The organism is Conexibacter sp. DBS9H8, from assembly GCF_023330685.1.
Classification (GTDB): domain Bacteria; phylum Actinomycetota; class Thermoleophilia; order Solirubrobacterales; family Solirubrobacteraceae; genus Palsa-465.
The window spans coordinates 3607638-3629937 of record NZ_CP097128.1; the positions used below are offsets into that span (position 1 = coordinate 3607638).

23 protein-coding genes and 1 tRNA gene are annotated in these 22300 nt (G+C 70.5%); 12 read left to right on the forward strand and 12 right to left on the reverse strand.

Annotation, left to right across the window (positions count from 1 at the left end; translation table 11 throughout):
* The first annotated feature begins 21 nt into the window (after window positions 1-21).
* Window positions 22-249: a hypothetical protein gene (locus tag M3M55_RS17225; protein ID WP_249010739.1), complete on the forward strand. Its 228-nt coding sequence runs from the start codon at window positions 22-24 to the stop codon at window positions 247-249.
* Here the strand turns inward: M3M55_RS17225 and M3M55_RS17230 are convergent.
* The gene (locus tag M3M55_RS17230) at window positions 222-632 is read right to left on the reverse strand and encodes a hypothetical protein (RefSeq protein ID WP_249010740.1); all 411 of its coding nucleotides are present in this window, start codon (window positions 630-632) and stop codon (window positions 222-224) included. The genes M3M55_RS17225 and M3M55_RS17230 overlap by 28 nt on opposite strands.
* A 251-nt stretch (window positions 633-883) precedes the next feature.
* Between M3M55_RS17230 and M3M55_RS17235 the strand changes: the two genes are divergently transcribed.
* Entirely contained in the window at window positions 884-2119 is a 1236-nt protein-coding gene (locus M3M55_RS17235) for a hypothetical protein (RefSeq protein WP_249010741.1), read from the forward strand.
* Between the two features lie 99 nt (window positions 2120-2218).
* Here the strand turns inward: M3M55_RS17235 and M3M55_RS17240 are convergent, their stop codons facing one another.
* Entirely contained in the window at window positions 2219-3388 is a 1170-nt protein-coding gene (locus M3M55_RS17240) for an alpha-hydroxy-acid oxidizing protein (RefSeq protein ID WP_249010742.1), read from the reverse strand.
* 97 nt (window positions 3389-3485) lie between these two features.
* Between M3M55_RS17240 and M3M55_RS17245 the strand changes: the two genes are divergently transcribed.
* A tRNA-Ser gene (locus M3M55_RS17245) sits at window positions 3486-3572 on the forward strand.
* A gap of 70 nt (window positions 3573-3642) precedes the next feature.
* On the opposite strand, the gene M3M55_RS17250 is transcribed toward M3M55_RS17245, so the two are convergent.
* On the reverse strand, window positions 3643-5031 hold the full coding sequence (locus M3M55_RS17250; protein ID WP_249010743.1) for an MFS transporter: 1389 nt from the start codon (window positions 5029-5031) through the stop codon (window positions 3643-3645).
* Window positions 5032-5166: 135 nt separating this feature from the next.
* Between M3M55_RS17250 and M3M55_RS17255 the strand changes: the two genes are divergently transcribed.
* Window positions 5167-6021, forward strand: coding sequence for an SDR family oxidoreductase (locus M3M55_RS17255; protein WP_249010744.1), 855 nt, complete (start codon window positions 5167-5169; stop codon window positions 6019-6021).
* Window positions 6022-6356: 335 nt separating this feature from the next.
* On the opposite strand, the gene M3M55_RS17260 is transcribed toward M3M55_RS17255, so the two are convergent.
* Complete coding sequence (locus M3M55_RS17260; protein WP_249010745.1) at window positions 6357-7619, reverse strand: hypothetical protein; 1263 nt, start codon at window positions 7617-7619, stop codon at window positions 6357-6359.
* Window positions 7620-7886: 267 nt separating this feature from the next.
* Window positions 7887-8789: a sterol desaturase family protein gene (locus M3M55_RS17265; protein WP_249010746.1), complete on the reverse strand. Its 903-nt coding sequence runs from the start codon at window positions 8787-8789 to the stop codon at window positions 7887-7889.
* A gap of 99 nt (window positions 8790-8888) precedes the next feature.
* Between M3M55_RS17265 and M3M55_RS17270 the strand changes: the two genes are divergently transcribed.
* The 3 genes from M3M55_RS17270 to M3M55_RS17280 all read left to right on the forward strand — a co-directional run bounded on the left by M3M55_RS17270 (window position 8889) and on the right by M3M55_RS17280 (window position 10769).
* On the forward strand, window positions 8889-9539 hold the full coding sequence (locus tag M3M55_RS17270; RefSeq protein ID WP_249010747.1) for a TetR/AcrR family transcriptional regulator: 651 nt from the start codon (window positions 8889-8891) through the stop codon (window positions 9537-9539).
* A gap of 81 nt (window positions 9540-9620) precedes the next feature.
* Window positions 9621-10337 carry a response regulator transcription factor gene (locus tag M3M55_RS17275; RefSeq protein WP_249010748.1) on the forward strand — a complete coding sequence of 239 codons (717 nt, stop codon included), beginning with the start codon at window positions 9621-9623 and terminating at the stop codon, window positions 10335-10337.
* A gap of 63 nt (window positions 10338-10400) precedes the next feature.
* Window positions 10401-10769: a PilZ domain-containing protein gene (locus M3M55_RS17280; protein WP_249010749.1), complete on the forward strand. Its 369-nt coding sequence runs from the start codon at window positions 10401-10403 to the stop codon at window positions 10767-10769.
* On the opposite strand, the gene serS is transcribed toward M3M55_RS17280, so the two are convergent.
* Together serS and M3M55_RS17290 are read right to left on the reverse strand one after the other, a co-directional pair.
* Entirely contained in the window at window positions 10734-11966 is a 1233-nt protein-coding gene (gene serS, locus M3M55_RS17285; protein WP_249010750.1) for a serine--tRNA ligase, read from the reverse strand. The genes M3M55_RS17280 and serS overlap by 36 nt on opposite strands.
* A 24-nt stretch (window positions 11967-11990) precedes the next feature.
* Window positions 11991-12641: a hypothetical protein gene (locus tag M3M55_RS17290; RefSeq protein ID WP_249010751.1), complete on the reverse strand. Its 651-nt coding sequence runs from the start codon at window positions 12639-12641 to the stop codon at window positions 11991-11993.
* A 35-nt stretch (window positions 12642-12676) separates the two neighbouring features.
* Here M3M55_RS17290 and M3M55_RS17295 point away from each other — a divergent pair, with 35 nt between their 5' ends.
* From M3M55_RS17295 to M3M55_RS17315, 5 genes are all read left to right on the forward strand, one after another.
* On the forward strand, window positions 12677-13123 hold the full coding sequence (locus tag M3M55_RS17295; protein ID WP_249010752.1) for a cupredoxin domain-containing protein: 447 nt from the start codon (window positions 12677-12679) through the stop codon (window positions 13121-13123).
* 153 nt (window positions 13124-13276) lie between these two features.
* Window positions 13277-13720, forward strand: coding sequence for a hypothetical protein (locus tag M3M55_RS17300; RefSeq protein WP_249010753.1), 444 nt, complete (start codon window positions 13277-13279; stop codon window positions 13718-13720).
* Between the two features lie 53 nt (window positions 13721-13773).
* Entirely contained in the window at window positions 13774-15354 is a 1581-nt protein-coding gene (locus tag M3M55_RS17305) for an FAD-dependent thymidylate synthase (RefSeq protein WP_249010754.1), read from the forward strand.
* A 149-nt stretch (window positions 15355-15503) separates the two neighbouring features.
* Entirely contained in the window at window positions 15504-16181 is a 678-nt protein-coding gene (locus M3M55_RS17310; protein WP_249010755.1) for a hypothetical protein, read from the forward strand.
* Window positions 16182-16317: 136 nt separating this feature from the next.
* Window positions 16318-17520: a redoxin domain-containing protein gene (locus M3M55_RS17315; RefSeq protein ID WP_249010756.1), complete on the forward strand. Its 1203-nt coding sequence runs from the start codon at window positions 16318-16320 to the stop codon at window positions 17518-17520.
* Between the two features lie 131 nt (window positions 17521-17651).
* Here M3M55_RS17315 and M3M55_RS17320 read toward each other — a convergent pair whose 3' ends face one another.
* The 5 genes from M3M55_RS17320 to M3M55_RS17340 all read right to left on the reverse strand — a co-directional run bounded on the left by M3M55_RS17320 (window position 17652) and on the right by M3M55_RS17340 (window position 22283).
* Complete coding sequence (locus M3M55_RS17320) at window positions 17652-18170, reverse strand: TlpA disulfide reductase family protein (RefSeq protein ID WP_249010757.1); 519 nt, start codon at window positions 18168-18170, stop codon at window positions 17652-17654.
* Window positions 18171-18258: 88 nt separating this feature from the next.
* The gene (locus M3M55_RS17325) at window positions 18259-19170 is read right to left on the reverse strand and encodes a cytochrome c oxidase assembly protein (protein WP_249010758.1); all 912 of its coding nucleotides are present in this window, start codon (window positions 19168-19170) and stop codon (window positions 18259-18261) included.
* 89 nt (window positions 19171-19259) lie between these two features.
* Window positions 19260-19586 carry a hypothetical protein gene (locus M3M55_RS17330; RefSeq protein ID WP_249010759.1) on the reverse strand — a complete coding sequence of 109 codons (327 nt, stop codon included), beginning with the start codon at window positions 19584-19586 and terminating at the stop codon, window positions 19260-19262.
* A 22-nt stretch (window positions 19587-19608) separates the two neighbouring features.
* Window positions 19609-20319: a hypothetical protein gene (locus M3M55_RS17335; RefSeq protein ID WP_249010760.1), complete on the reverse strand. Its 711-nt coding sequence runs from the start codon at window positions 20317-20319 to the stop codon at window positions 19609-19611.
* A 2-nt stretch (window positions 20320-20321) separates the two neighbouring features.
* Entirely contained in the window at window positions 20322-22283 is a 1962-nt protein-coding gene (locus tag M3M55_RS17340) for a cbb3-type cytochrome c oxidase subunit I (protein WP_249010761.1), read from the reverse strand.
* Between the last annotated feature and the right edge of the window lie 17 nt (window positions 22284-22300).

Genomic DNA, 22300 nt, shown 5'->3' on the forward strand with positions numbered 1-22300 from the left:
CGTCCCCGCTCACGCCCGGGTGTGCCGTTGCTCATCGACGCACTGACGGGCGTCCTCATCGCCGTCTTCGTCCTCATCCTCGTCAGCGGAACCGCGACCGCCGGAGTCGTCGGGATCCTCCTCGCGCTGATCGCGCTGGTGACACTCGTTCCGGGGCGGATCGCGCGGCGGCGGCGCCGCCGCCGGGTCGCGCCGACGCGGTCGGCGCTCTCCCCCGGGGCTCAGAGCCGCGGGCGACGTCGCGGCTGAACGCCGCGGTCATCACCGAGCGCGCGCCGAAGCCGTGCGCCCGAGCTGCTGACGCCGTCCATCAGTGCCCTGCCCGCTCCGGCCCGCCCGGCGGTGGCGCGTGGCGCCTCCGCCCAGCGACGTCCCGAGCCGGCACCGGCCCTGCCGGCTCGGCGCCGGCGGACGACGCGGACGATCGGCGGCCCGAACACGAGGATGAGCAGCAGCGGGACCCCGAGCAGGGTGAGCATCCCCAGGCCGGGTCCCAGCAGGAGGGCGAACAGGGCGAGCACGAATCCTCCGGCGACGTCGGCGCTGAGGTCGCGCCGGCGAGCACGGAACCGCTCGGCCCGGCGGCGACGCTCGCTGCCGGAATCTTCGAGGAGCCCCGGCGGACGCGTCACCGCCCGCGGGCGGACCGGGCGCGGCGGTGGATTGTGACGGTCCGAGCGTGCGGCGGCACGGTCGGACCGCGGTCGTTCACTCCAGGACACGTCGAAGAACCTGCCGCCACGACCTAAGGCCCGGCCCAGAACTGCTTGAGAAGCCTCTCATCCTCCTGCAGGGTAGAGTGAGGTGCGGCGCCTGAGCAACTCCGTCGTCGGCCCGCACCCGGGCCGAGAGGATCTTCTCAGGCGGTGTTGAATCCGTGCGCATGAGCTTTCCGGCGTCGATGACCACCTCCACGCTCCCTCCTCGTCCCGCCCGCCCCCTTCCGCCCCGGCTCTCGCCGCGCCAGCGCCTGCGGCGGGTTGCGCTGATCGCGCTCGCGGTCTGCGCGCTTCCGATCGGCGTCTCGTGGCTGTCGGCGATGACGGCGTCGGCCAACACGGCGCTGACGATCAACACGATCGAGTGGCTGCGGTCCAACGGAGGAGCCGGGATCGCGTCCTTCATCGAGCGCATCTACTACTCGCTCAACGCCCCGGCGACCGGAGGCCCGGGGCTCAAGCGCCTCGCACTCAAGCTCCACCAGCAGTCGATCCGCCACCCGCCCAACATCACGCCGATCCTCCACCCCGCCCTTCCCGGTGAGGGGGTCTGGCAGCCGACCGAATCGTGGACCCTGCAGAGTTCGCCGGTGCAGATCACCCAGTTCCGCTCTGACCCGCTCTATCCGCAGATGGTCGCCGGCGTCGCCTGGATCGATCCGCGCCGCACCTCGATCCAGCTGTATGCGGGCAACCTCGAGCCGGACGTGCCGATGGCCAACCGCGGACCGGAGATGGTTCCGGTCAACCAGCGCGCGAAGCTGCTGGCGACCTTCAACAGCGGCTTCAAGCTCGAGGATGCCCACGGCGGCTGGGCTGACAACGGCCAGACGTATGCCCCGCTCGTCAAGGGGCAGGCGACCTTCGTCGGCTACACGAACGGGACCTACAACATCGTCGACTGGACCGGCGGGCCGAAAATCGGCCCGAACATCGACTTCGCCCGCCAGAACCTGCCGCTCATCGTCAGCAACGGCGCCCCCAACCCGCAGCTCGCCAACGGCGCCCTGTGGGGAGCGACGCTCGGCAACTCGATCCGCGTCTGGCGCTCGGGCTTGGGAATCACCGCCCGCGGCGACCTCATCTACGCGGCGGCGAACAACCAGACCGCCCAGTCGCTGGCGGCGATCCTGATCCACGCCGGCGCGGTCCGGGCGATGCAGCTCGACATCAACGCCTACTGGCCGAGCTTCAACTACTACACCGGTCCGAACGCCGCCAACCCGATCAAGCTGTTGCCGGACATGGTCCGGCCGGCCAACCGGTACCTCACCCCCGACGACCGCGACTTCTTCGCCGTCTATCTGAAGGCGAACACGCGCTCAGGATTCCCGACCGGCTCGACGTCGACGACGGCGTCGGCGACCACCACCGTCGGCCACACCGCCGGTCGCGGCTGAGCCGCCCCGGACACGGTCGGACGGGACCGACGCGCCGTCGTCTGAGGGGCGCGCGGTGGTTGAGGCGTCGCCGTCGCAGGTCCGCGCGCAGCCGCGAGCTCAGCGGCGGAGCAGGCTGCCCGGCGCGGCGAGGTGGGCGAGCGTCGGGTAGCCGTCGACGGCCATCAGCAGGTCGGCTTCGGCGAGCAGGCTGCGGAGGACGTGGACGATGCCGTCGACGCCACCGAGGGCGAGCCCCCACGCGTAGGGGCGGCCGACCCCGACAGCGGTCGCCCCGAGGGCGACCGCCTTGACGACGTGTTCACCCCCGCGAACCCCTGAGTCGAAGATGACGGGGACCCGCCCGTCGGCCGCCTCGACGACGGGCTCGAGCAGGTCGATCGCCGCCAGTCCCCCGTTGGCCTGGCGGCCGCCGTGGTTGGAGCAGTAGATCCCGTCGACGCCGCTGTCGATCGCCCGGCGCACGTCCTCGGGATGGCAGAGGCCCTTGAGCAACAGCGGCAGCGTCGTGAGCGAACGCAGCCAGGCGAGGTCGTCCCAGCTGAGCGCCGGGTCCGAGAACCCGAGCGCCCACGCGAGCGCCGCGGCCCGCGGGTCCTCCTCCGGCGGTGCGGCGAGCTTGGCGCAGAACACCGGATCACTGAAGTAGTTGGCCAGACACTTGCCCTGGAGCTGGGGGAACGAGGCGAGGCCGAGGTCGCGGGGACGCCAGCCGAGGATCTGAGTGTCGAGGGTGACGATGAGCGCGGAGAACCCCGCCGCCTCCGCTCGCGCGACGAAGCTCGCCGCGAGTTCCCGGTCCGCCGGGGTGTAGAGCTGAAAGAACCCGGGGGTGTCACCGAGGTGCTGGGCGACCTCCTCGAGCGGATCTGCCGACAGGGTTGAGGCGATCATCGGGACGCCGGTGCGGGCCGCCGCCTGAGCGGTGGCGATGTCGCCGTGGCCGTCCCGGGCACACAGGCCGATCACGCCGACGGGAGCGAGCAGCAGTGGGCTGGGGAGCCGGTGGCCGAGGAGGTCGATTCCGAGGTCACGCTCGGCCGCCCCGGCGAGCATCCGCGGCATCAGACCGTACCGGTCAAAGGCCCGGACGTTCTCGTCCTGGGTGAACTCGTTCCCGGCCCCGCCGGCGACGTAGGAGTAGATGTCCGGGGCCAGCGCCGCCTCCGCCCGGGCGGCGAGCTCGGAGTAGCTCATCGGCAGCGACGGCCGGATGCCGCTCAGCCCGGCCAGATAGATCTCAAGTTGGAAGTCACCGAAGTTGGGCACGGGCGGATGCTACGGGGTCGGGTCCCACCGGGCGAGGTTGGGTCAGCGGGCCGCTACCCTTCCCCGGGCGGCCGCCGCGAGCGGCCGGACAACAGCTGGAGAGGTGCCGGAGCGGCTGAACGGGCACGACTGGAAATCGTGTAACGGGGAAACTCGTTCGGGGGTTCGAATCCCCCTCTCTCCGTCCGCGGCGGCGCCACCCCGAGGGGTGCGCTCACGCCACTGGCCGTGACGGGATCAGCCCGAGCCCTGTCTCAGGGCACGGTCGGCCCGGGCGACGTGATCACGCCGCCGCCCGCAGGGACCCGCTCCCCCGCCGCCGGGACGACGTCGTCCGCCGTCGGAAGGCCACGTACCGGGACCGGTTCGATCTCATTCATCGCGTCGACCCGGTGCAGCGCGGGAAACAGGCGGATCCATCCGAGGGCGATCAGCACTGTCACGCAGCCGCCACCGACGACCGCGGGCACCGTTCCGACCAGCGACGCCGACAGGCCGGACTCGAAGGCGCCGAGCTGGTTGGAAGCCGAGACGAACACCGTCTCGACCGCCCCGACGCGGCCTCGGAGCAGATCGGGCGTGGCGAGGGCGACGGTCGTGCCACGGATGTTCATCGAGAAGAAGTCGACGAACCCGCTGACGGCGAGGGCGAGGAAGGAGAGCTCGACGTTGCGGGAGAGACCGAAGACGACCATGCAGGCGCCGAAGGCGGCGACGACGACGAGCAGCCGCCGTCCCGCCCGGCGCAGGATCGGGCGACGGGTGAGCCAGACGGCGGCGATCACGGCCCCGATCGCCGGTCCGGCGCGAAGGACCCCGAGTCCGACCACACCGACATGGAGGATGTGGGCCGCGAAGATCGGCAGCAGCGCGACGGCGCCGCCGAACAGCACGGCCAGGAGATCGAGCAGGATCGCCCCGAGGATCATCGGGGTCGCCCGGACGAACCGCAGCCCCTCCAGCACCGAACCGAGGTCCGCCGCGGCCGTCGGGGTGGCCGTGGCACCGGCGGGAGCCGAGTCACGATCGCCGCCCCCGGCTCGCGCGTCCGCGCCGACGGGCGCCTGGCCCGGGCCGATGCGGAGAGCGGCGAGGCTGGCCAGCAGGCAGGAGCCGGCCGCGAGCAGGTAGACGGCGGCGGGCGAGAACCCGTAGACGAGCCCGCCGAGGGCGGGACCGATGATGCCGGCCCCCTGGGCGGCGAACGCGCGCAGGGTCATCGCGCTCGGAATCAGCGCCCGACCGACGAGCGTCGGCGGCATCGCCCGCGCGGCGGGCTGTCCGATCGCCATCGTCACCCCGGCGCCGACGGCGCAGGCGAGGTACGGCGCGGCGGCGTGCACGCCGGCGGCGGTGATCAGCGCGAGCGTGACCCCGATCACGACCCCGAGCAGGTTGGCGGCCGCGAGCACGTAACGGCGCGGGAACCGGTCGGCGAGGTGGCCGGCGGGCAGGGCGAGCACGAACAGGGGCAGGAACTCGGCGAGCCCGATCCAGCCGAGATCGAGTGCGCTGCGCTGATGGGAGTAGACCGACCAGCCGATGATCACCTCGAGCATCTGCAGGGCGACGCTCATCGCGAGGGTGGCGGCGAACCAGCGCCGGAACGCCTGTACCTCCATCACCGGTCCCCAGCGTCGCATTCCTCTGACGCTAGTACACGCTCGCGCCCGGGACCCGCCCGCTCACGGCCCTCCGACCGCCCGCCCACGGCCCTCTGACCGCCCGCGCGCCCCGGCGGCCGACCGCCTTGGTCACAGCGATGTAGGCTTCAGCGGATGACGAAGTCTCTGGCAGGTAAGGTCGTCGCCGTCACGGGCGGCGCACGGGGAATCGGCCGCGCGACGGCGGAGACCCTCATCACCCGGGGCGCACGGGTCGCCATCGGGGACATCGACGGGGCGCTCGCCCAGACGGTCGCCGAAGAGCTCGGACACGGCAGCATCGGCTGCTTTCTCGACGTCACCGACGTCGCCTCCTTCGAGGTGTTCCTCGAGCAGACCGAACGGGAGCTCGGTCCCCTCGACGTGCTGATCAACAACGCCGGGATCATGCCCCTCGGCGCCTTTGTCGAGGAGACCGAGGCGACCGCCGAGCGGATGATCGACATCAACCTCAACGGGGTGATCCTCGGCTCCAAGCTCGCCCTGCGCCGGTTCCAGGCCCGTGGCGAGGGCCACCTCGTCAACATCGCCTCGACGGCGGGCAAGTACGGCGCGCCGGGCGGGGCAACCTATGCGGCGACCAAGCACGCCGTCGTCGGCCTGTCGGAGGCGATCCGCCAGGAGGTGGCCGGCACCGGGATCGGCGTGAGCATCGTGATGCCCCTCGTCGTCAACACCGACCTCGGGTCTGGGCTGTCCGGTCACGGACCGCTGAAGGTCCTCGAACCGTCAGATGTCGCGACGGCGATCGTCGAGGCGATCGAACACAACCGCGTCGACGTCTACGTCCCCAGCTGGATCGGGCTGGTCCTGCGCGTCCAGCATGTCCTCCCCCGGGCGGTCAACGACCGCGTGATCAAGCTGCTCGGCGCCGACAAGGTCCTCACCGAGACCGACCCAGGCCGCCGGGACGCCTACGAGTCCCACGTCGCCGCCGACGCGGACGCCCACACGCTGTCGACGCCCTGAGGCTCGCCTGGGGTGCGTGCCGGCCACCGGGCCGGCACGCACCCCGCTGGTCTCCGGCGGCTCAAGCCCGCCGCCGACCTACCGGTACGGATCGACTCCTCTCCAGGAAGGACCTGTTCTCTGATGATCGGCCCCGCACGTCAGGGTGCGGCGGCGACGATCGCCGTGCTCAGAGTCTCGCTGGCCACGCCCGGACGCGAAAGCGCGAGCGCGGCGACCGCCAGGTCACCTCGGGCATCGCCACGGTGGCCAAGACGCCGGGCTGAACGCCAGCAGGCACGGCTCCGGGACCGGCCTCACAGGGCCGGTCCCGGACCACGGCGGTCAACCTGAGATCAGAATGCGCCGATCCCGTCGGGCGTGCCCAGACCGGTTGGACCGTCCCATCCCGGGCCCGCCGTGCACAGCGCGGTCGATCCGCAGCTCCCATCGGACCCGGAGGTGATGTCATAGAGGCTCGAGCTGTGCGCGTAGGGGTAGCTGCCGTAGACAACCGAAGCGGCGTTCCCGGCGAGCGCGTAGACACTGGCGATCGACGGTGAGGCAACGCTCGTGCCGCCGAACACGAGCCAGCCGCTCGCGCCCTTGTAGGCGGTCGAGTCATAGACGGCAACCCCCGTATTCGGGTTCGCGTCCCAGCTCACGTCGGCGACCGCCCGCATGCCGCACACGCTCGTGATGTTGGTGACCGTGCTCTGCCAGGTCGGCTGAGGGTCGTCGGCCGAGCACCCCGCGCCCGCGCCCGACCAGGCCGTCTCACTCCAGCCACGGGTGGTACCGGGCGCGGTCGTCAGCGTCGTCCCCCCGACGGCGGTGACGTATTGGGACGCCGCCGGATACTCGACGCCGTAGCCCCCATCCCCGCTGCTCGCGGTGATCGCAATCCCGGGGTGGTGGAAGTAGGTCGCGTCATCAGTCGTGTCGGAGCTGGACTCCGAGCCGCCGTAACTGTTGGAGATCTCCGTCGCTCCGAGCGACGCCGCCGTGTTCACCGCCGCCCCGAGGTTGGCGATCGATGCCGACGACGCCTCGACGAGGACGATGTTGCAGTTGGGACAGACGGCGGAGACCATGTCCATGTCCAGGGACTCCTCCTGGGCCCAGCCGGCGTTGTTGTGCGGCAGGCTCGTCGGCGACCCGCTCTGGCCGACCTGGGTGAAGCAGGGTCCGCCGGGGCTCGACACCCGGCCGCCGCTCACCGTGCAGGTCGAGAGGGCCGGGAGCCCGAACTCGGCCCGGTAGGTCGCCACGTCAGAGGCCGCGGTCGGATCGTTGTAGGCGTCGACGAGGGCGACGGTCTGGCCGGCTCCGGCCGTGGCGGAGGCGTTCGTGAGACCGTAGGCGCTCTGCAGGTCGGAGGGGTAGTAGCCCGCAATCGTGCTCGAGGCGGTCGGCTTGGCATTGAACTCCTGGCCGCTGGACGTGGTGACGGCGAGCACGTCACAGGCGGCGAACCCGCGCGGCGGCGCCGGACACACCCGGGCGGAGGAGAGCCCGTGGGCGCCGCTGTGGGGCAGAGCCAGCGCCGTCGCCGGTACCCAGAGCGTGGCCGCCGCCAGGACTCCGATGGCGGTGGTGGTGCGACGAAGCGATCTCAACGCGTGCCTCTCTCTCGTGATCTGATGCCGGCGTCACGGGACGATCCGGCGGACTCGGCGACGACTCTAGGTGACGGGGCGGTGGTCGACAAGACGCCTCGTCACCCGAGCGTCCGGGCGGTCAGCAGCCGGACCGGGCCGGCCGCTCCCGGGGGCGGTAGGACCCCGCAAAGGGGGCGGACGTTCACTGCCTGGCGCCGTGGCGACGGCGCGACAGGCGGGCATGTTCGTGGGCCGCGGCGGCCCTGCCGACAGGTTCAGGCCGGCTCAGGTCAGCGCGCCTGCGAGCGGCTCCACCGCTGCGACGGCCCCCTCGGAGGTGAGGGCGGCCCGGCGGGCGTAGGCCCAGCCGGGGGTTCGCAGCAGGAAACCGATCCGGTCTCCCCACGTCCGGGCGAGGCGGAGGTCCTCGGCGATGGCAAGCCACTCGTGCGTCGCCACCCGCAGCGGGTTGAAGGTGTCGAGGTTCCTGGTCAGGCCGTAGCGGACCCGCTCGCTCTCAGACTCGAAGGTGCCCAGCAGCCGGTCCCAGACGATCAGGATCCCGCCGTAGTTCTTGTCGAGGTAGATCGCGTTCGCCCCGTGGTGGCCGCGGTGGTGACTGGGCGTGTTGAGGACGAGCTCAAGCGGACGCCACAGCTGCCGGACCCGTTCGGTGTGAATGAAGAACTGGTAGGTGAGCGAGACGGATTGCTCGAGGAGGATCATCCAGGGCGGAAAGCCGATCAGGGCGAGGGGGATCCAGAACAGGAAGTAGGTCATCGGGGTCCACGGCTGACGCAGCGCGGTGGAGAGGTTGTAGTGCTGGCTGGAGTGGTGGACGACGTGGCTGGCCCAGAACACGCGCACCCGGTGGCTCGCCCGGTGGTACGCGTAGTAGGCGACGTCGTCGGCGACGAACAGGGCCGGCCAGGCCCACCAGGCAGCCGGGGAGATCCGCAGCGGCGTCAGCTCATAGAGCGCCGCGTAGACGGCGACGACGACGACCTTCCAAGCCGTGTTCGTGATGACGTTGCCGATCCCCATCGCGAGGCTGGTGAGCGTGTCGGCGCGGGCGTATCCGACCAGACCCGACTCCCGCTCCTCCGCCCGGTCGTGGCGGAACTGCAGCCACTCGACCGCGAGCGTGGCGAGGAAGAACGGGATCGCGTAGAGGATGAGGTTGAACATCTCGACTCGTTCACGGCCGCGACGGGTGACCGTACGGGAGCAGCCTACGCCCCGCCCGAGCATCTGTCAAGCCTTCTTACCAGATGCTAGGGTGACGCCGTGGCCGCCCCGACCGGAGAGCGCCGCTACGGCGGCAAGTCGGCGACCGAGCGCCAGGCCGAGCGGCGGGAGCGGTTGCTCGACACCGGGCTTGAGCTGTTCGGCACCCGCGGCTTTGCCAACACGAGCATCGAGTTGCTGTGTGCCCGCGCCGGCCTCAACGCCCGATATTTCTACGCGGAGTTCACCGGCCGGGAGGAGCTGCTGGTGGCCGTGTACGACCACCACGTCGAGGCGGTCCTGACCGCCGTGGTGGCCGCCGTCGCCGCGGCGCCACCGGAGCCGGCCGCGCGGCTGCGCGCGGGCCTGAGCACGTTCATGACCCAGACCTTCGCGGACCCCCGCGCGGCCCGGGTCAACTACCTGGAGATGGTCGGGGTGAGCCCGCCGCTGGAGCGGCGCCGCCGGGAGGTGCTCGGCCGGTACGCGGATCTCGTCGCCGCCGAACTTGCGCGCCTCGCTCCAGGCCCGGCGCCTCCGGCCGCCGGCGACCTCCGGATCGCCGCCGTTGCTCTCGTCGCCGCGACCGACGGCCTGATCATCGACCACCTCCACGGGCACGACTGGCAGGCGCCGGGCCACGCCGAGGTCGACCGGATCGTCGGCGCTCTCGTGGCGATCTTCAGCCCCGGGGTCGGCCCCGGCGCCTGACCGCACGCCTGACCAAACGCCGGCCGTGCGCCGGCCGTGCGCCGGCCGTGCGCCGGCCGTGCGCCTATGCTCGGTCCGAGCATGGAGCCCCGGCCGCTGCGCATCCTTCTCGTCGACGACCAGGAACTGATGCGGATGGGCTTTCGGATGGTGATCGACAGCCAGGACGAGCTCACCGTCGTCGGTGAGGCCGGCAATGGCCTCGAGGCGCTCGCCGCCGCGGCCGCGCTGACTCCCGACGTGATCCTGATGGACATTCGCATGCCCGAGTGTGACGGCGTCGAGGCGACCCGGCGGCTCGTCGAGGCTGACAGCACCGCGCGGGTCATCATCCTCACCACCTTCGACCTCGACGAATACGTCTACGCCGCCCTGCGGGCGGGCGCGAGCGGTTTTCTGCTCAAGGACGCACCGCCCGCGGACCTGCTCGCCGCGATCCGGGCGGTCGCCGCCGGGGATGCCGTCGTCGCACCAAGCGTGACCCGACGGCTGCTCGAGCGGTTCGCCCGCCGCCTCCCCGCCATGGGCGACGCGGAGGCGGAGGGAGCCGCGCGCGGGCGACTGGGCCAGCTCACCGCCCGCGAGCATGAGGTCCTGCTCGCCGTCACCCGCGGCCTCTCCAACCTCGAGATCGCCGACGAGCTCGTTCTCTCGGAGGCGACGGTCAAGTCCCACGTCGGCCGGATTCTCGCCAAGCTCGAGCTCCGCGACCGAGTCCAGATCGTCGTCTTCGCCTACGAGCACGGGCTCGTCACGCCGCGGCTTCGTGGGCTCGCCGGAGGACCGGAGCACGCGTGACCGGGCCGGGTCAGAACACGCCCGGCCTTCAACTTTTTCACCGGCGACCGACTTAACTCGGTGATGGTCGAACCGCGTCGAGATGCCTGGCGACTCCCCCACCAAGGGGTCGGGTGGCTTGCCGCCACGAACTTCCGGGCCGCCTGCGTCGTCGAGGACATCTCCGTCTCCGGGGCTCGCGTACGGCTCATCCAGGTTCGCCGCCCGCACCCGCACCCCCTGCCCCGGGAGCTGTCGCTGACGACGCTGCTCGGCGGGGATCAGGTGACCGTCCCGGGGACGGTCACCCGAGTCGAGGAGGGCCGCAGCGGGGTGCGGCTGGCGATTCACTTCGACAACGGCGACGCCTCCGGACTCGGCTGGTTCATCAACAAGGCCCAGCGGGCCGTGATCAACTCAGACAGCGGCGTCGAGCACCGCGGGCGCGCCTGAGGCGACGAGCACCTCGGGGATGACGACGGAGCCGTCCTCCTGCTGTCCGGTCTCCAACAGGGCGACGATCGTCCGTGAGGAGGTGACCGCGGTGCCGTTGAGGGTGTGCACGTGCGCGGGCTTGCCCTCCGCGGCGCGGTAGCGCGCGTCCAGGCGCCGCGCCTGGAAGTCGGTCGTGTTCGAGCAGGAGGTCAGCTCTCGGTACTGGCCCTGCCCGGGGAGCCACACCTCGATGTCGTACTTCTTGGCCGCGGACGCACCGAGGTCGTTGACGGCGATGTTGACCACCCGGTAGGAAAAACCGAGGTCACGACAGATCTGCTCCTCGATCCCGAGGATCCGCTCGTGCTCCTGCACCGACCGCGACGGCTCAACGAAGCTGAACATCTCCACCTTGTCGAACTGGTGGACCCGGAAGATCCCCCGCGTGTCGCGCCCGGCCGCCCCGGCCTCCCGCCGGAAGCAGGATGAGAGGCCGGCGTAGCGGCGGGGCAGGTCGGTGAGGTCGAGGATCTCGTCCCGGTGCAGCGAGGCGAGGGCGACCTCACTCGTCCCGACGAGGTACAGGTCGTCCTCGGGGACCTTGTAGAGCTGCTGTTCGGTGTCGGGCAGCATCCCGGTGCCGATGAGGGCCTCCTCCCGCACGAGCACCGGCGGACTGACCGGCTCGAAGCCGTGGCCGACCAGCGTCGTGAAGGCGTAGCGGATCAGAGCCAGCTCGAGCAGGACGAGCTCGCCGCGGAGGTAGGCGAACCGCGAGCCCGACAGCCGTGCGCCGCGCTCCATGTCGATCCGCGGGCCGGCGAGGTCGAGGTGGTCCCGCCCGCGCTGCTGCGTCGACCCGACGGTGGCGATGACCGTGTCGGCGTCCGCGGCGTCCGCGGCTGGCAGGTTCTCGAGGCTGAGCAGCACGGCCTCTCGTTCGACCCGGACGGTCGCCTCCTGCTCGGTGAGCTCCTTGGCCCGGGCCGACAGCGCGGCGAGCTCGGAGCGCTGCTCGGCGGTCGGGGCACCCCGCAGCGCCTTCGAGGCGCGGTTCTGTTCAGCGCGGCATTCCTCCGCTGCGGCTATCAGCTCTCGCCAGCGGGCGTCGAGCTCGAGCAGGCGATCGACCTTGGCGGGCTCCGCGGGCCCGCGCCGGCGCAGCGCCGCCTTGGCGGAGTCCGGGTCAGCCCGGAGCAGCCTGATGTCGAGCACCGTCGGCTCGCCCGCCTCGGAGGGTCAGTGCTTCTTGGTCTTGGTGGCGCGCTTCTTGGTCTTGGTGGCCGCGGAGGCCTTGCCCGGGTGCGCAGAGCGGGGGGCATGTGCGGTCGTCGCCGTGTGGCTCGGTGCGAGCGCCGTCGCCGAGGCCGAGGGGCTGTTGGATTCGCCGGAGGCGGGACCGAGGTTCGACCTGGCGATGGTGACGCCGCCGGTGAGGGACGCGGGAAGCTGGCCCATCGGCTGTTTGGTGCAGGGGATCACGCCAGGCTGCTGGGGGGCTTGACGGCCGGCGAACTTGGCGACGAACATCGCCACCTCACGGGCCTGCTGGCCGACGACGATGTTCGCGGGCATGTAGGCGCCGCTGAAGCCACCGTTCTCGATCGCGTACAGGACCCGGGCGACCGGGCGCTCGCAGCGCACGTCGAAGTTCGGGCCGGAGATGTTGAGGTAGGTGCGAGGGTTGTCGCCCGACCCCGCGGTGGCGGCGTAGGAGAGGGTGTGGCAGCCGCCGCAGCGCTCGTGGAAGACGACCGCGGCCGCATAGTCCGCCTTGTAGGTCGGATCCGACTTGGGGACGTGAATGTAGGCCTCACCGCAGGCCGAGACGGCGACGACGACAGCGAGGACGACGGTGCTGAGGGAGATCAGTCGGAGAAAGCGAGACATGCGGCTGTGCATCATACGGGAGCTAGGATTCTGACGTGCTCCCCGTGCGCGCACGCGCGTTGCTGACCGCCGTTTTCACCTGCGCAACCGGGATTTTCGCGGCTCTCGGGGTCGGCGGATGTGGCGCGGGGGCGACGCGGGTCGGGGGCGATCAGGTCGGGATCGCCCTCAGCGAGTACCGCCTCCGCCCGGCCCACCTCGTCGCCCCGGCCGGATCACTGACGATCACCGTCTCGAACCTCGGACGGCTCACGCACAACCTCGTCATCAGCCGCCCAGAGGCGCAGACGGTCACACTCCCCACGGCGACCGGGCCGGTCACCGAGACGACGACGGTCGCCGCCCGCAGCCCGGACGTCGCTCCGGGGACGAGCACGACGCTCACGGTGCGCCTCGGGCCGGGGCGCTACCCGATCACCTCCAGCGTCGGAATGGATCAAAGCCTCGGCGCGCAGGGAACCCTGACGGTGACGTCGAAGTAACCCCCGACCCGGTGCCGGTCAGATGACGCTCGCCCCCTTGACAATGCGCGACGTCCCCGACGCGGCGGCAACCCGAAGGAGACCGGCACCGGGTCCGCCGCCGGGTCTCGGCGGCGACGGCGTTTTCCGGTGTCGCGGGCTATCGTCGAGCCCGTGACCGCCGTCCACATCACGATCGGCTCGATCGCCATCGCGCTCAACGCGGCGGCCGCACTGTGGGGCGCGGTGTGCTGGCGCCGGAGTGTCCCGAGCGTGTGGTTCTGGCGGCTGCTCCGCGCCGGGCAGGGGTTCGTCGTGCTCGAGGCGATGGTCGGTGGCGTGCTCCTGCTGATCGGGGACAAGGTGTCGGAGCTGCACCTCATCTACGGGTTGCTGCCGATCGGCGTCGCCTTCATGGCCGAGCAGCTGAGGATCTCCGCGGCCCAGATGATCCTCGACAAGCGCGGGTTCACCTCGACCCGCGATGTCGGCGCCCTTCCCGAATCCGAACAGCACGCGATCGTCGTCGCGGTCGTCCGGCGGGAGATCGGGGTGATGAGCCTGGGGGCGTTCGTGACGCTCGTCCTGCTCGCGCGGGCGGCGATGGTGATCCACTGACGACGTGAGGCGAGTGGGGCCCGCCGGGGGCGGCGGTAGGATCAACCGCCCCCATGGACTACCCGGTTGAGAGCTTCACGGAGGCCGAGCGCACGCTGCTGGCGCCGCACTTCTCCAACCTCGACCGGCCGACCTTCGCGCTGCTGAACCTGCCCGAGACGGTCAAGGGGGCGCTGTTTGCCCGCTACTCCCGCTACCCGGGCACGCTGCGCCGGCTGTTTCTCGACGAGTTCGCCGGCGACCTCGGCGCGGTGAGCGCCGGGCCCGGCGAGAGCGGGCGCGCCGCCGCCCTCTATGACCGCATCTTCCTCGGCTACGGCGATGATTCGGTTGCCCAGCTTGGTGGTGCCCACGTCGCGACCGAGTTCGTCTCCAACGTGCTCACCAAGGTGCTCCAGCGCCCCCGGCTCGGCGCCTACCTGGAGCAGTCGACCCGCTACATCGCCTATGACCGTCCGATCGAGGGGAGCGACCGCTTCCGCTACTACCGGGACGTCAACCTCGGCGCGTCCTACGCGGCCGCGATGGACACGATCTTTGCGACCTACACGACGCTGCTTCCGGAGGTGGTCGCCTGGGGCCGGCGGGCGTTTCCCCGCGTCGGGGATGAGCCCGAGGCCGCCCACGAACGTGCCGTCCGGGCCAAGGCGCTCGACCTGCTGCGCGGCCTGCTGCCGGCCTCCACCCTCTCCCACATGGGGATCTACGCGACGGGCCAGACCTACGAGCAGCTCATCCTTCATCTGCTCGCCCATCCGCTCCCGGAGGCGCGGCGGACCGGAGAGGCGATCCTCTCTGAGCTCACCGATGTCATCCCGAGCTTCCTCTCACGGATCAGCCGACCCGACCGCGGGGGTGAGTGGATCGACTACCTACAGCGCCGCCGCGCCGCCGGCGAGCGCTGGGCGGACCGGCTCGGGCTGGCCGAACCCGCCGCCGGCGCGGGCCCGTCAGTGCGCCTGCTGCGCGCTGACGGGAATGAACTCGACCTGCTCAGCGCCCTGCTGTTCGAGGACAGCCACCGCTCTGAGTCCGAGCTGCGCACCGCCGTGGAAGCGCTCGCCCCACCGGAGCGGACGGCGCTGCTGAGCGACCTGATCGGTGAGCGGCGCAACCGTCGCCACCGGCCCGGCCGGGGGTTCGAAGCCGTGCGCTACCGGTTTGAGATCGTCGCCGACTACGGCGCCTTCCGGGACCTCCAGCGCCACCGCATGCTCACCGTCCAGTGGCAGACCCTCGGCCCCGACCTCGGCGCCGACGTGCCCGAGGAGCTTGCGGCCGCCGGGGTGGCCGACGCGTACCGATCCGCCCTGGAGGTGTCCGCCGGGGAATACCGTCGTCTCGTGAGCGTCGGGCTCGCGGACGCGGCCCCCTACGCGCTTGCGCTCGGATACCGGATCCGCTTCATCCTCGATCTCAACGCCCGGGAGGCGATGCAGCTGATCGAGTTGCGCTCCGGCCGGGAGGGGCACCCGGGCTACCGCGCGGTCGCCCATGAGATGCACCACCAGATCGCCAGCGTCCACCCCGCCGTCGCCGCGGCGATGACCCACGTCGACACGGCGACCGAGCCGCGGCTGGAGCGCATCCTCGCCGAACTGCGGCGGCCGGCCGAGGCGGATCCGCGAACCTGATCGGGGTGGCCGGCGCGAGCACGCCGACGGAGTCAGCCGCGATCCTGCCCACCCGGTCGGCGCGCTCGCGCCACCCGGGCCGCCATGCCCGGGCCCCAAGGTAGACTGACGATCGTGTGCGGCGCCCCCGTGAACGAACCTCGACGGCGGTGAACGCGCCTCCCGGCGTGGTCGATCCCGACACGCTCGTTCCACGCCGCGCCTGGACACGGCCTCCCCAGCGTTGGTCGGTCCTCGTCGGTGTCCTGATCGCCGTCATCGTCCTCGGCAGCGTCGTGACCGACCTGCTGCACCATGCCAACGCCCCCGGGCGGCTCAGTGACCTGCACCGCTACTACACGGCCGAGGAAACCGATCTGGCGTCCTGCTCCGGAGGTCTGCACGACTCGCTCGTCGCCCTCGAGGCGATCTTGAACCACAGCTCCCGTGACCGGGCGACGGCCGAGAGCGTCGCCGCAGCGGGCGCGCAGGCGTGCAGCCCGGCACTGAATGAGACCCTGTACGGCATGGAGACGACCGCTCCTCCGAGGTCTCTCGCGGGGACGGCCGCGGCGAAGGCCGGAAGTGATCTCAACGCCTGGGCGTACCCAGACGCCTCGACTGCCCAGGCCGACATCGGACGGCTGCTGCGCGGTCCCAGCGCACGAGCGGGCACGCTGGAACGCCAGCTCGATCGGGAACTGGTCAGCCTGAAGAGCTTCGGGGAGCGGATCCAGAGACTGTTCGCCACCACCGCCGCACGCCTGCACGGCAGGCTGCGCCCGTTCCGGCCCTCGATCGTGCTCGCTCCCCCGGCCGGGCTCGATCCTCGGAGGGGCCCGGCATGACTGGACCTGACGTTGCGGGGGGCGGAGGAACGCACCCGCCTCGCCGGGGGAGCCCGCCCTCGACGGTCGGGCGGGCCCGTTCACCTGCGACATGGCTGCCCTCCAGCCGACCGGTTTCTGACAGAGATGGAGTGCGATGAGGACACGACGAAACGCTCACTCGGGTACCGAGCCGCGACGCCGGGGTCTCCGGCGGCCGGGCGGACGGGGCCTGGCCGGCCTCCTCGGCACCCTGATCATCTGCCTGCTCCTCTCCGGCTGTGGCGCCGGCGGTTCCCCGTCGGCCGGCCTCGCCCGCGTACCGGCCTCCAACCGGGCCGTCGATCCCGGGAGCTCACTCGGCGGCCGTCCTGCACCGGACTTCAGTCTCCTTGACCAGTTCGGCCGGCCGGTGTCCCTGAGTCAGTTCCGCGGCAAGGCGGTGATCGTCGCGTTCGTCGATTCGCGGTGCACGACCGTGTGCCCGCTGACGACCGTGAGCATGGTCGAGGCGCTGCATCTGCTCGGGCCGGCCGCCCGTCACGTGCAGCTTCTCGGCATTGACGCAAACCCGGTGGCGACACGCGTCGCGGATGTCCGCGCCTACTCGGTCGCCCACGACATGATGCACAGCTGGCTGTTCCTCACCGGCCCGCTCGACAAGCTCAAGCGGGTGTGGAAAGACTACGGCGTGTTCGTGCAGGCGGCCGCCGGCAACATCGACCACGAGCCGGCGATCTTCCTCATCCGCCCCGACGGTCGCGAGCAGACGCTGTTCCTGACCCAGATGTCCTACGCGGCGGTCTCCCAGCAGGCACAGGTCCTCGCCGACGCGACCGCTGCGGTACTCCCCAAGCACCCGGCTGCGCGTCACTCGGTCTCCCTCGCCGCTCGGCACGGTATCCCGCCGACGGCCCCGGTCACCCTCTCTGCGGTCGGCGGTGGCCAAGCCGGTCACGGGACTGTGCAGCTCGGCCGGGGCCACGCTCACCTCGTCGTCTTCTTCGCCTCCTGGCTCGACGAGACCTCCGACGTCACCGCTCAACTGTCGGCGCTCAACCGGTACCAGGCCGTCGCAGCGCGGCGGGGGTGGCCGTCGGTCGTGGCCATCGACGCCGCCACGACCGAGCCGAACCCCGGCGCCCTTCCGCGCACCCTCGCCCAGGTGCGAGGCGGACTTCACTACCCGGTCGTTCTCGACCGCACCGGCACCCTCGCCGATGGGTATGGCGCCCAACAGGTCCCGTGGATCACGCTCGTGTCCGCCACGGGCCGAGAGCTGTTCACGAGCAGCGGCTGGTTCAGCTCGGCGGCGCGCCTCGAACAGGCCGTCGCCCGGGCGCTCGGCCAGCGGGGCTGATGCCCCCTGGCACCGTCCTCCCCGACCAACCGCTGGTCGGCCGGCCCTCGACCGGGGGATCGAGCAAGGCAGTCAGACGGGCGCAGAGACAGACTGCCGACCGCCCGCGACCTCGGCGGCGCGACCGCGACCTAGGCCCGCGCGATCGCGGCGGCGAGCGTGTGAGGGGTCTGTGGGCCGATCAACGCGCCGACGATCTGACCGGCAGGATTGAGGACGATCGTCGTCGGGAGGCCGAGCAGGCGGTAGGCGGCCGCGGTCGCTCCCTGAGGGTCGTCGAGCACCGGGAACGTCCACCGGTAGTGGGCGATGAAGCGGCGAGCGGCCGCACGGCCGTCATCGTCGGCGATCCCGATGATGTGCCCACGTCCAGCCGGCGAGCGCGCAAAGCGCTCGATCGCCGGTGCCTCCGCGTTGCAGGGACCACACCAGCTCGCCCAGAACACGACGAGCGTCGGGTGCCCGCGGAGCGAGGCGAGATTGACAGGTGGCCCTTGGATCACCTGCGTCGGCAGCGCCGGCGCAGCGCGACGCGGGGTGCCGCGGCCGTGCGCGAGTACGCCGACGAGGATGAGCGCCACGAGCGCCACGGACACGGCTGTGACGACGACGCGGAAGCGTCGCAGGCGCGCGACCCCACGCCGGAGCATCAGCGGAACACCGGAACCGTCACGACCGGCCGGCGGCGTCGGGCTCGCTCACTCCCGCGCGCGCGTCGGCCTCCACCACTGGTCTGCCTCACCACCGGCTCCACGGGGAGGAGCTCGGCCAGCGCGGGCGACCGACCGCACGGGGCCTGAGGATGTTGTCGATCGCGGCGTCGACGCTGCCCTCCTCGTTGATCAGCCGCTTGAATACGCCGATCAGCGCGGGCACCGCCCACAGATCGCCGCACACCCAGAGGATACCCCCGGCAAGCTGCTGGTCGGCGAACGGCGCGAGGGTCACTCCCGGAATGTGGCTGTAGCTCGAGTACCAGGAGTGCTGGCTGAACAGGCTCATCGCCATCGCGAGGACCCACATGACGATGCTCGTCCCGACCAGAGCCCCCACCTGCCCGGCGAGCGTCATCCGGTTCTTGACCGGAGGTGACGGGATCAGTTGCAGCCAGAACACGATGCCGATGGCGAACATGCTGCCGTGCATCAACCAGATGTGCACGGTGCCGTTCTTTTCGGCAAGGTTGAACAGCACGGGCAACTGCCAGACAAGCATCACTGCGTTGAATGCACAGACCGCGACCCACGGCCGCATCAATCCGCGCCCGAGCGCCCGGAACGGGCGGGCCCAGCCCCCATGAAGCATCGACGGAAGCGAACGGCGACGCCAGGCGAGCGGCACTCCGAGCAACAGCGGCTGCCAGGGCGCCCCCGCGACGATCGCCGCCGGCGCGAGGAACATCAGCAGGACGTGCTGGATCATGTGGATGAAGTAGTAGTCGTGCGCCCAATAGTCGACCGGGGACTCGACGGTGAGTAGCAGGATCGCGATTCCGGCGTAGAAGCGCAGCGCCCGGCGCCGCAGGTCGGGGAGCCGCTCGGGACGCGAGCGCCGGATCAGCCGTCTCAGGCCGACGCCGTGCCACAACACGACGAACCCCGCAACGAGCAGGAACGGGTCATAGGACCAGTGTTCGGTGAGCAGGCTCATTACGACGCAGCGCGCGGGGCCGACAGGCCGACCGGGGTGGCATCGCGAACCCGGCGGTCCTCAGGCTGCACCGCCAGACCCTCAGACCCTCAGCCGCCGGCCCCAGGGGGTGGAGCGGGTCCGTCCGGAAGCTTCGGGGTGTGGCCGAGGTCGGCCACGGTCACCGGGGCGGGGCCGGGGCTGGGCGCGGCCCCGCCGCCCTCCGGGGAGGTCGCCGTGTCGGTTACCGCCGCCGTCACCGGCGCCGGGCCGGGCGTCACGGCGAGCAGGTCCGGGTGGTGACCGGGCACCTCGCGTGTGCGTGAGAACACCGTGTACAGCGTGCCGGCGATGATGATGAACAGCAGCATCGGCAGAGCAAAACTGAGCGTGGACCCACTGCCCGCACCGATCGTCAAAACAATTGTCAAAAACATTGAGCCTCCAAGCCGTTCAGCGTCACAGCAGGTAGAAGAGAACCCAGAACAGGATCGCCACGACGGCCAGGTAGTTCCAGAGCAGCGTGAAGGCACTCAGGCGAGCCTGGAAGTGCTGGACGGTGAACGTCTCGGCGTAGCTGGGAGGTTGTTCGGTCAGATACTCCGCCGGGATCGCGGCCGCCCGCACCAGCAGGATCCGCAGCCAGAACATCGTCGCAAACGCGATGATCAGGTAGATCGGCGTGAAGGCGGTGTAGACGCTGTCAAAGCCCGAGGCTCCGGCCGGGAACGGCAGGGCGGCGAGCTGGTAGACCATCAGGCCGACGGCGATCAGGCCGAGCGTGAGAGCCACACGTGCTCCCGCCTGCCAGGTCACCTTGTGACCAGCCTTGATCCGTGCCAGAGCGGCCGTCTGGGTGACGGCGCTGATCACCACGAGCGCCATCACGAGGGTGCCGGCCCAGGCCTGGGGTAGCACGGCGCCCCGTGGGTGCCACATCCCGTGGGAGTTGATCGATCGCAAGTAGAAGTAGGAGAAGAGGAAGGCGCCGAACAGGAACGAGAGCGCGCCGACGGCCATCCGCGCGACCGCCCACGTCGCCTTGAGACCCGCCTCGTGGTAGAAGAGCGCCTCTGCCGGGTGGATCCCGATTCCCGCCTCGTCGGACGCCGACAGCGCCTGGCCCTGACGGTCCCCGAACGTCGACTGACCTGAATTGGTTGCCGACATGATCAGGACCGGGGGGCCGGCATCGACGCGACGGCGCCCGCGAGGACGTCCGGCGGCGGGTCAAGATCGGCCACCGGCGAAGCGTCCTTGACCCCGTACTCGTAGGGCGCCGAGAGGATCAGCGGAACGCGAGCGAAGTTCTCCGCCGGGGGTGGGGACGAGATCTGCCACTCAAGCCCGCGCGACTGCCACGGGTTCCCGACTTCCGGTTCGCGGACGACGACGGTCGACCAGAGGAAGTTGACGACGAAGATCAGAATCGAGCCGCCGAGGAGGAAGGCGGAGATCGACACCCAGTCATTCAGCGTCTGGAGACGGTGGGCGTACTCGAACACGCGACGGGGCTGGCCCATCGCGCCGATCGCGAACATCGGCAGGAAGGTCGAGTTGAAGAAGATGAACATCGTCCAGAACTGGATCTTCCCGAGCCGCTCGTTCAACTTGATCCCCATGATCTTGGGCAGCCAGTAGTAGATCCCAGCCATGAAGGCGAAGATGAGTCCGCCCATGATCGTGTAGTGGAAGTGCGCGAGCACGAAGAACGTCCCGTGCGCGGTGGTGTCGGCGGCGACGTCAGAGAGGAAGACCCCGGAGATCCCGCCGATCAGGAAGTTGAAGTACATCCCGATCGCGAACAGCATCGGCACCGTCAGGCGGATCTTCGCCCGCCAGAACGTCCCGAGCGCGACGAGGTAGATGAACCCGGTGGGCACCGAGATCAGCTCGGTCGTGAGCATGAACAGCGGTCGCGCGTTCGGATCGATCCCACTGTCGAAGAGGTGATGCTGCCAGACGAAGAAGCTGAGCAGCGACACGCCGATCATGCCCGCCGCCGCCGTCTTGTAGCCGAACAGGGGCCGCCGGCAGAACACCGGAATGATCTCCGACACGATGCCGAACCCGGGCAGGGCGAGAATGTAGACCTCGGGGTGGCCGAAGAACCAGAACAGGTTCTCATACAGGAACGGTGACCCGCCCAGGTCGGGAACGAAGAAGGCGGTCTGGATCGTCCGGTCGGTGAGGGTGAGGTACATCCCTCCGACGAGCACCGGAGCGGCGAGGACCATCAGGAAGGCCGTCGCGAGCATTGACCAGACGAAGATCGGCAGGCGCCGCCAGCCCATCCCGGGGGCGCGATAGCAGATGATCGTGACGAGCATGTTGATCCCGGCGAGGATCATCGAGATGCCCATCAGCCCGAAGGCGACGAGGTAGGCGTCCATTCCCTGGGTCGCCTGGTTCGACAACGGAGCATACCCCGTCCAGCCGGTCGGGAACCCGCTCCACAGGATCGCCGAGAGCAGGATGATGAACGCGGCCGGCGTGAGCCAGAAGGACAGCGCCGAGAGTCTCGGGAACGCGGTCCGCTTGGAGCCGATCATCAGCGGGACGAGGTAGTTGCCGAAGGGTCCGAGGACGACCGAGGTCATCAGCATCATCATCATCGTCCCGTGCTCACCGACGATCTCGATGTAGGTGCCAGGCCCGAAGACATGGGTCGTCGGAGACAGCAACTCGGTGCGGATCGCCATCGCGAACAGGCCCGCGGTGCAGAAGTAGGCGATCATCGCGACGAGGTACTGGACGCCGATGACCTTGTGATCGAGCGTGTAGCGGAAGTAGCGAGCGACACCCGGCGTGGCGTAGGTCTCCGTCCCACGCGTCGGCCGGCCGAGGGCCTGGCGGACGATGTCATTGAACACGCCGAGGCCGCCGAGCCACCCGAGGGTGGCGAACAGGTACCCGAGGACGAGCGCGATGTCGTTCTCGTTGCTGTTGGCGACACGGGCCACGCCGCTCGTCACCGCGTCGCCGATCAGGCGGCCGATGAGATAACCGACGATCGCACCGAGCAGCGCCGTGTGGATCGCCGGCCGCTTCCACCAGGCCCGCTGCACGAGGGGCCCGGTCGGGTCCACGCCGCCCGGCTGCTGAGGCAGTACGGGCTCTTCCTTAATTGACATCAGTCACCCTTTCCTTA

Bases quoted from the DNA above. Each gene is read 5' to 3' on its own strand.
- M3M55_RS17275 (WP_249010748.1), top strand. From the start codon at position 9,621: ATGGAGCCCCGGCCGCTGCGCATCCTTCTCGTCGACGACCAGGAACTG.
- M3M55_RS17335 (WP_249010760.1), bottom strand. From the start codon at position 20,319: ATGTCGGCAACCAATTCAGGTCAGTCGACGTTCGGGGACCGTCAGGGC.
- M3M55_RS17290 (WP_249010751.1), bottom strand. From the start codon at position 12,641: ATGTCTCGCTTTCTCCGACTGATCTCCCTCAGCACCGTCGTCCTCGCT.
- M3M55_RS17250 (WP_249010743.1), bottom strand. From the start codon at position 5,031: ATGCGACGCTGGGGACCGGTGATGGAGGTACAGGCGTTCCGGCGCTGG.
- M3M55_RS17325 (WP_249010758.1), bottom strand. From the start codon at position 19,170: ATGAGCCTGCTCACCGAACACTGGTCCTATGACCCGTTCCTGCTCGTT.
- M3M55_RS17255 (WP_249010744.1), top strand. From the start codon at position 5,167: ATGACGAAGTCTCTGGCAGGTAAGGTCGTCGCCGTCACGGGCGGCGCA.
- M3M55_RS17320 (WP_249010757.1), bottom strand. From the start codon at position 18,170: ATGCTCCGGCGTGGGGTCGCGCGCCTGCGACGCTTCCGCGTCGTCGTC.
- M3M55_RS17315 (WP_249010756.1), top strand. From the start codon at position 16,318: ATGAGGACACGACGAAACGCTCACTCGGGTACCGAGCCGCGACGCCGG.
- M3M55_RS17265 (WP_249010746.1), bottom strand. From the start codon at position 8,789: ATGTTCAACCTCATCCTCTACGCGATCCCGTTCTTCCTCGCCACGCTC.
- M3M55_RS17305 (WP_249010754.1), top strand. From the start codon at position 13,774: ATGGACTACCCGGTTGAGAGCTTCACGGAGGCCGAGCGCACGCTGCTG.
- M3M55_RS17330 (WP_249010759.1), bottom strand. From the start codon at position 19,586: ATGTTTTTGACAATTGTTTTGACGATCGGTGCGGGCAGTGGGTCCACG.
- M3M55_RS17280 (WP_249010749.1), top strand. From the start codon at position 10,401: ATGGTCGAACCGCGTCGAGATGCCTGGCGACTCCCCCACCAAGGGGTC.
- M3M55_RS17340 (WP_249010761.1), bottom strand. From the start codon at position 22,283: ATGTCAATTAAGGAAGAGCCCGTACTGCCTCAGCAGCCGGGCGGCGTG.
- M3M55_RS17235 (WP_249010741.1), top strand. From the start codon at position 884: ATGAGCTTTCCGGCGTCGATGACCACCTCCACGCTCCCTCCTCGTCCC.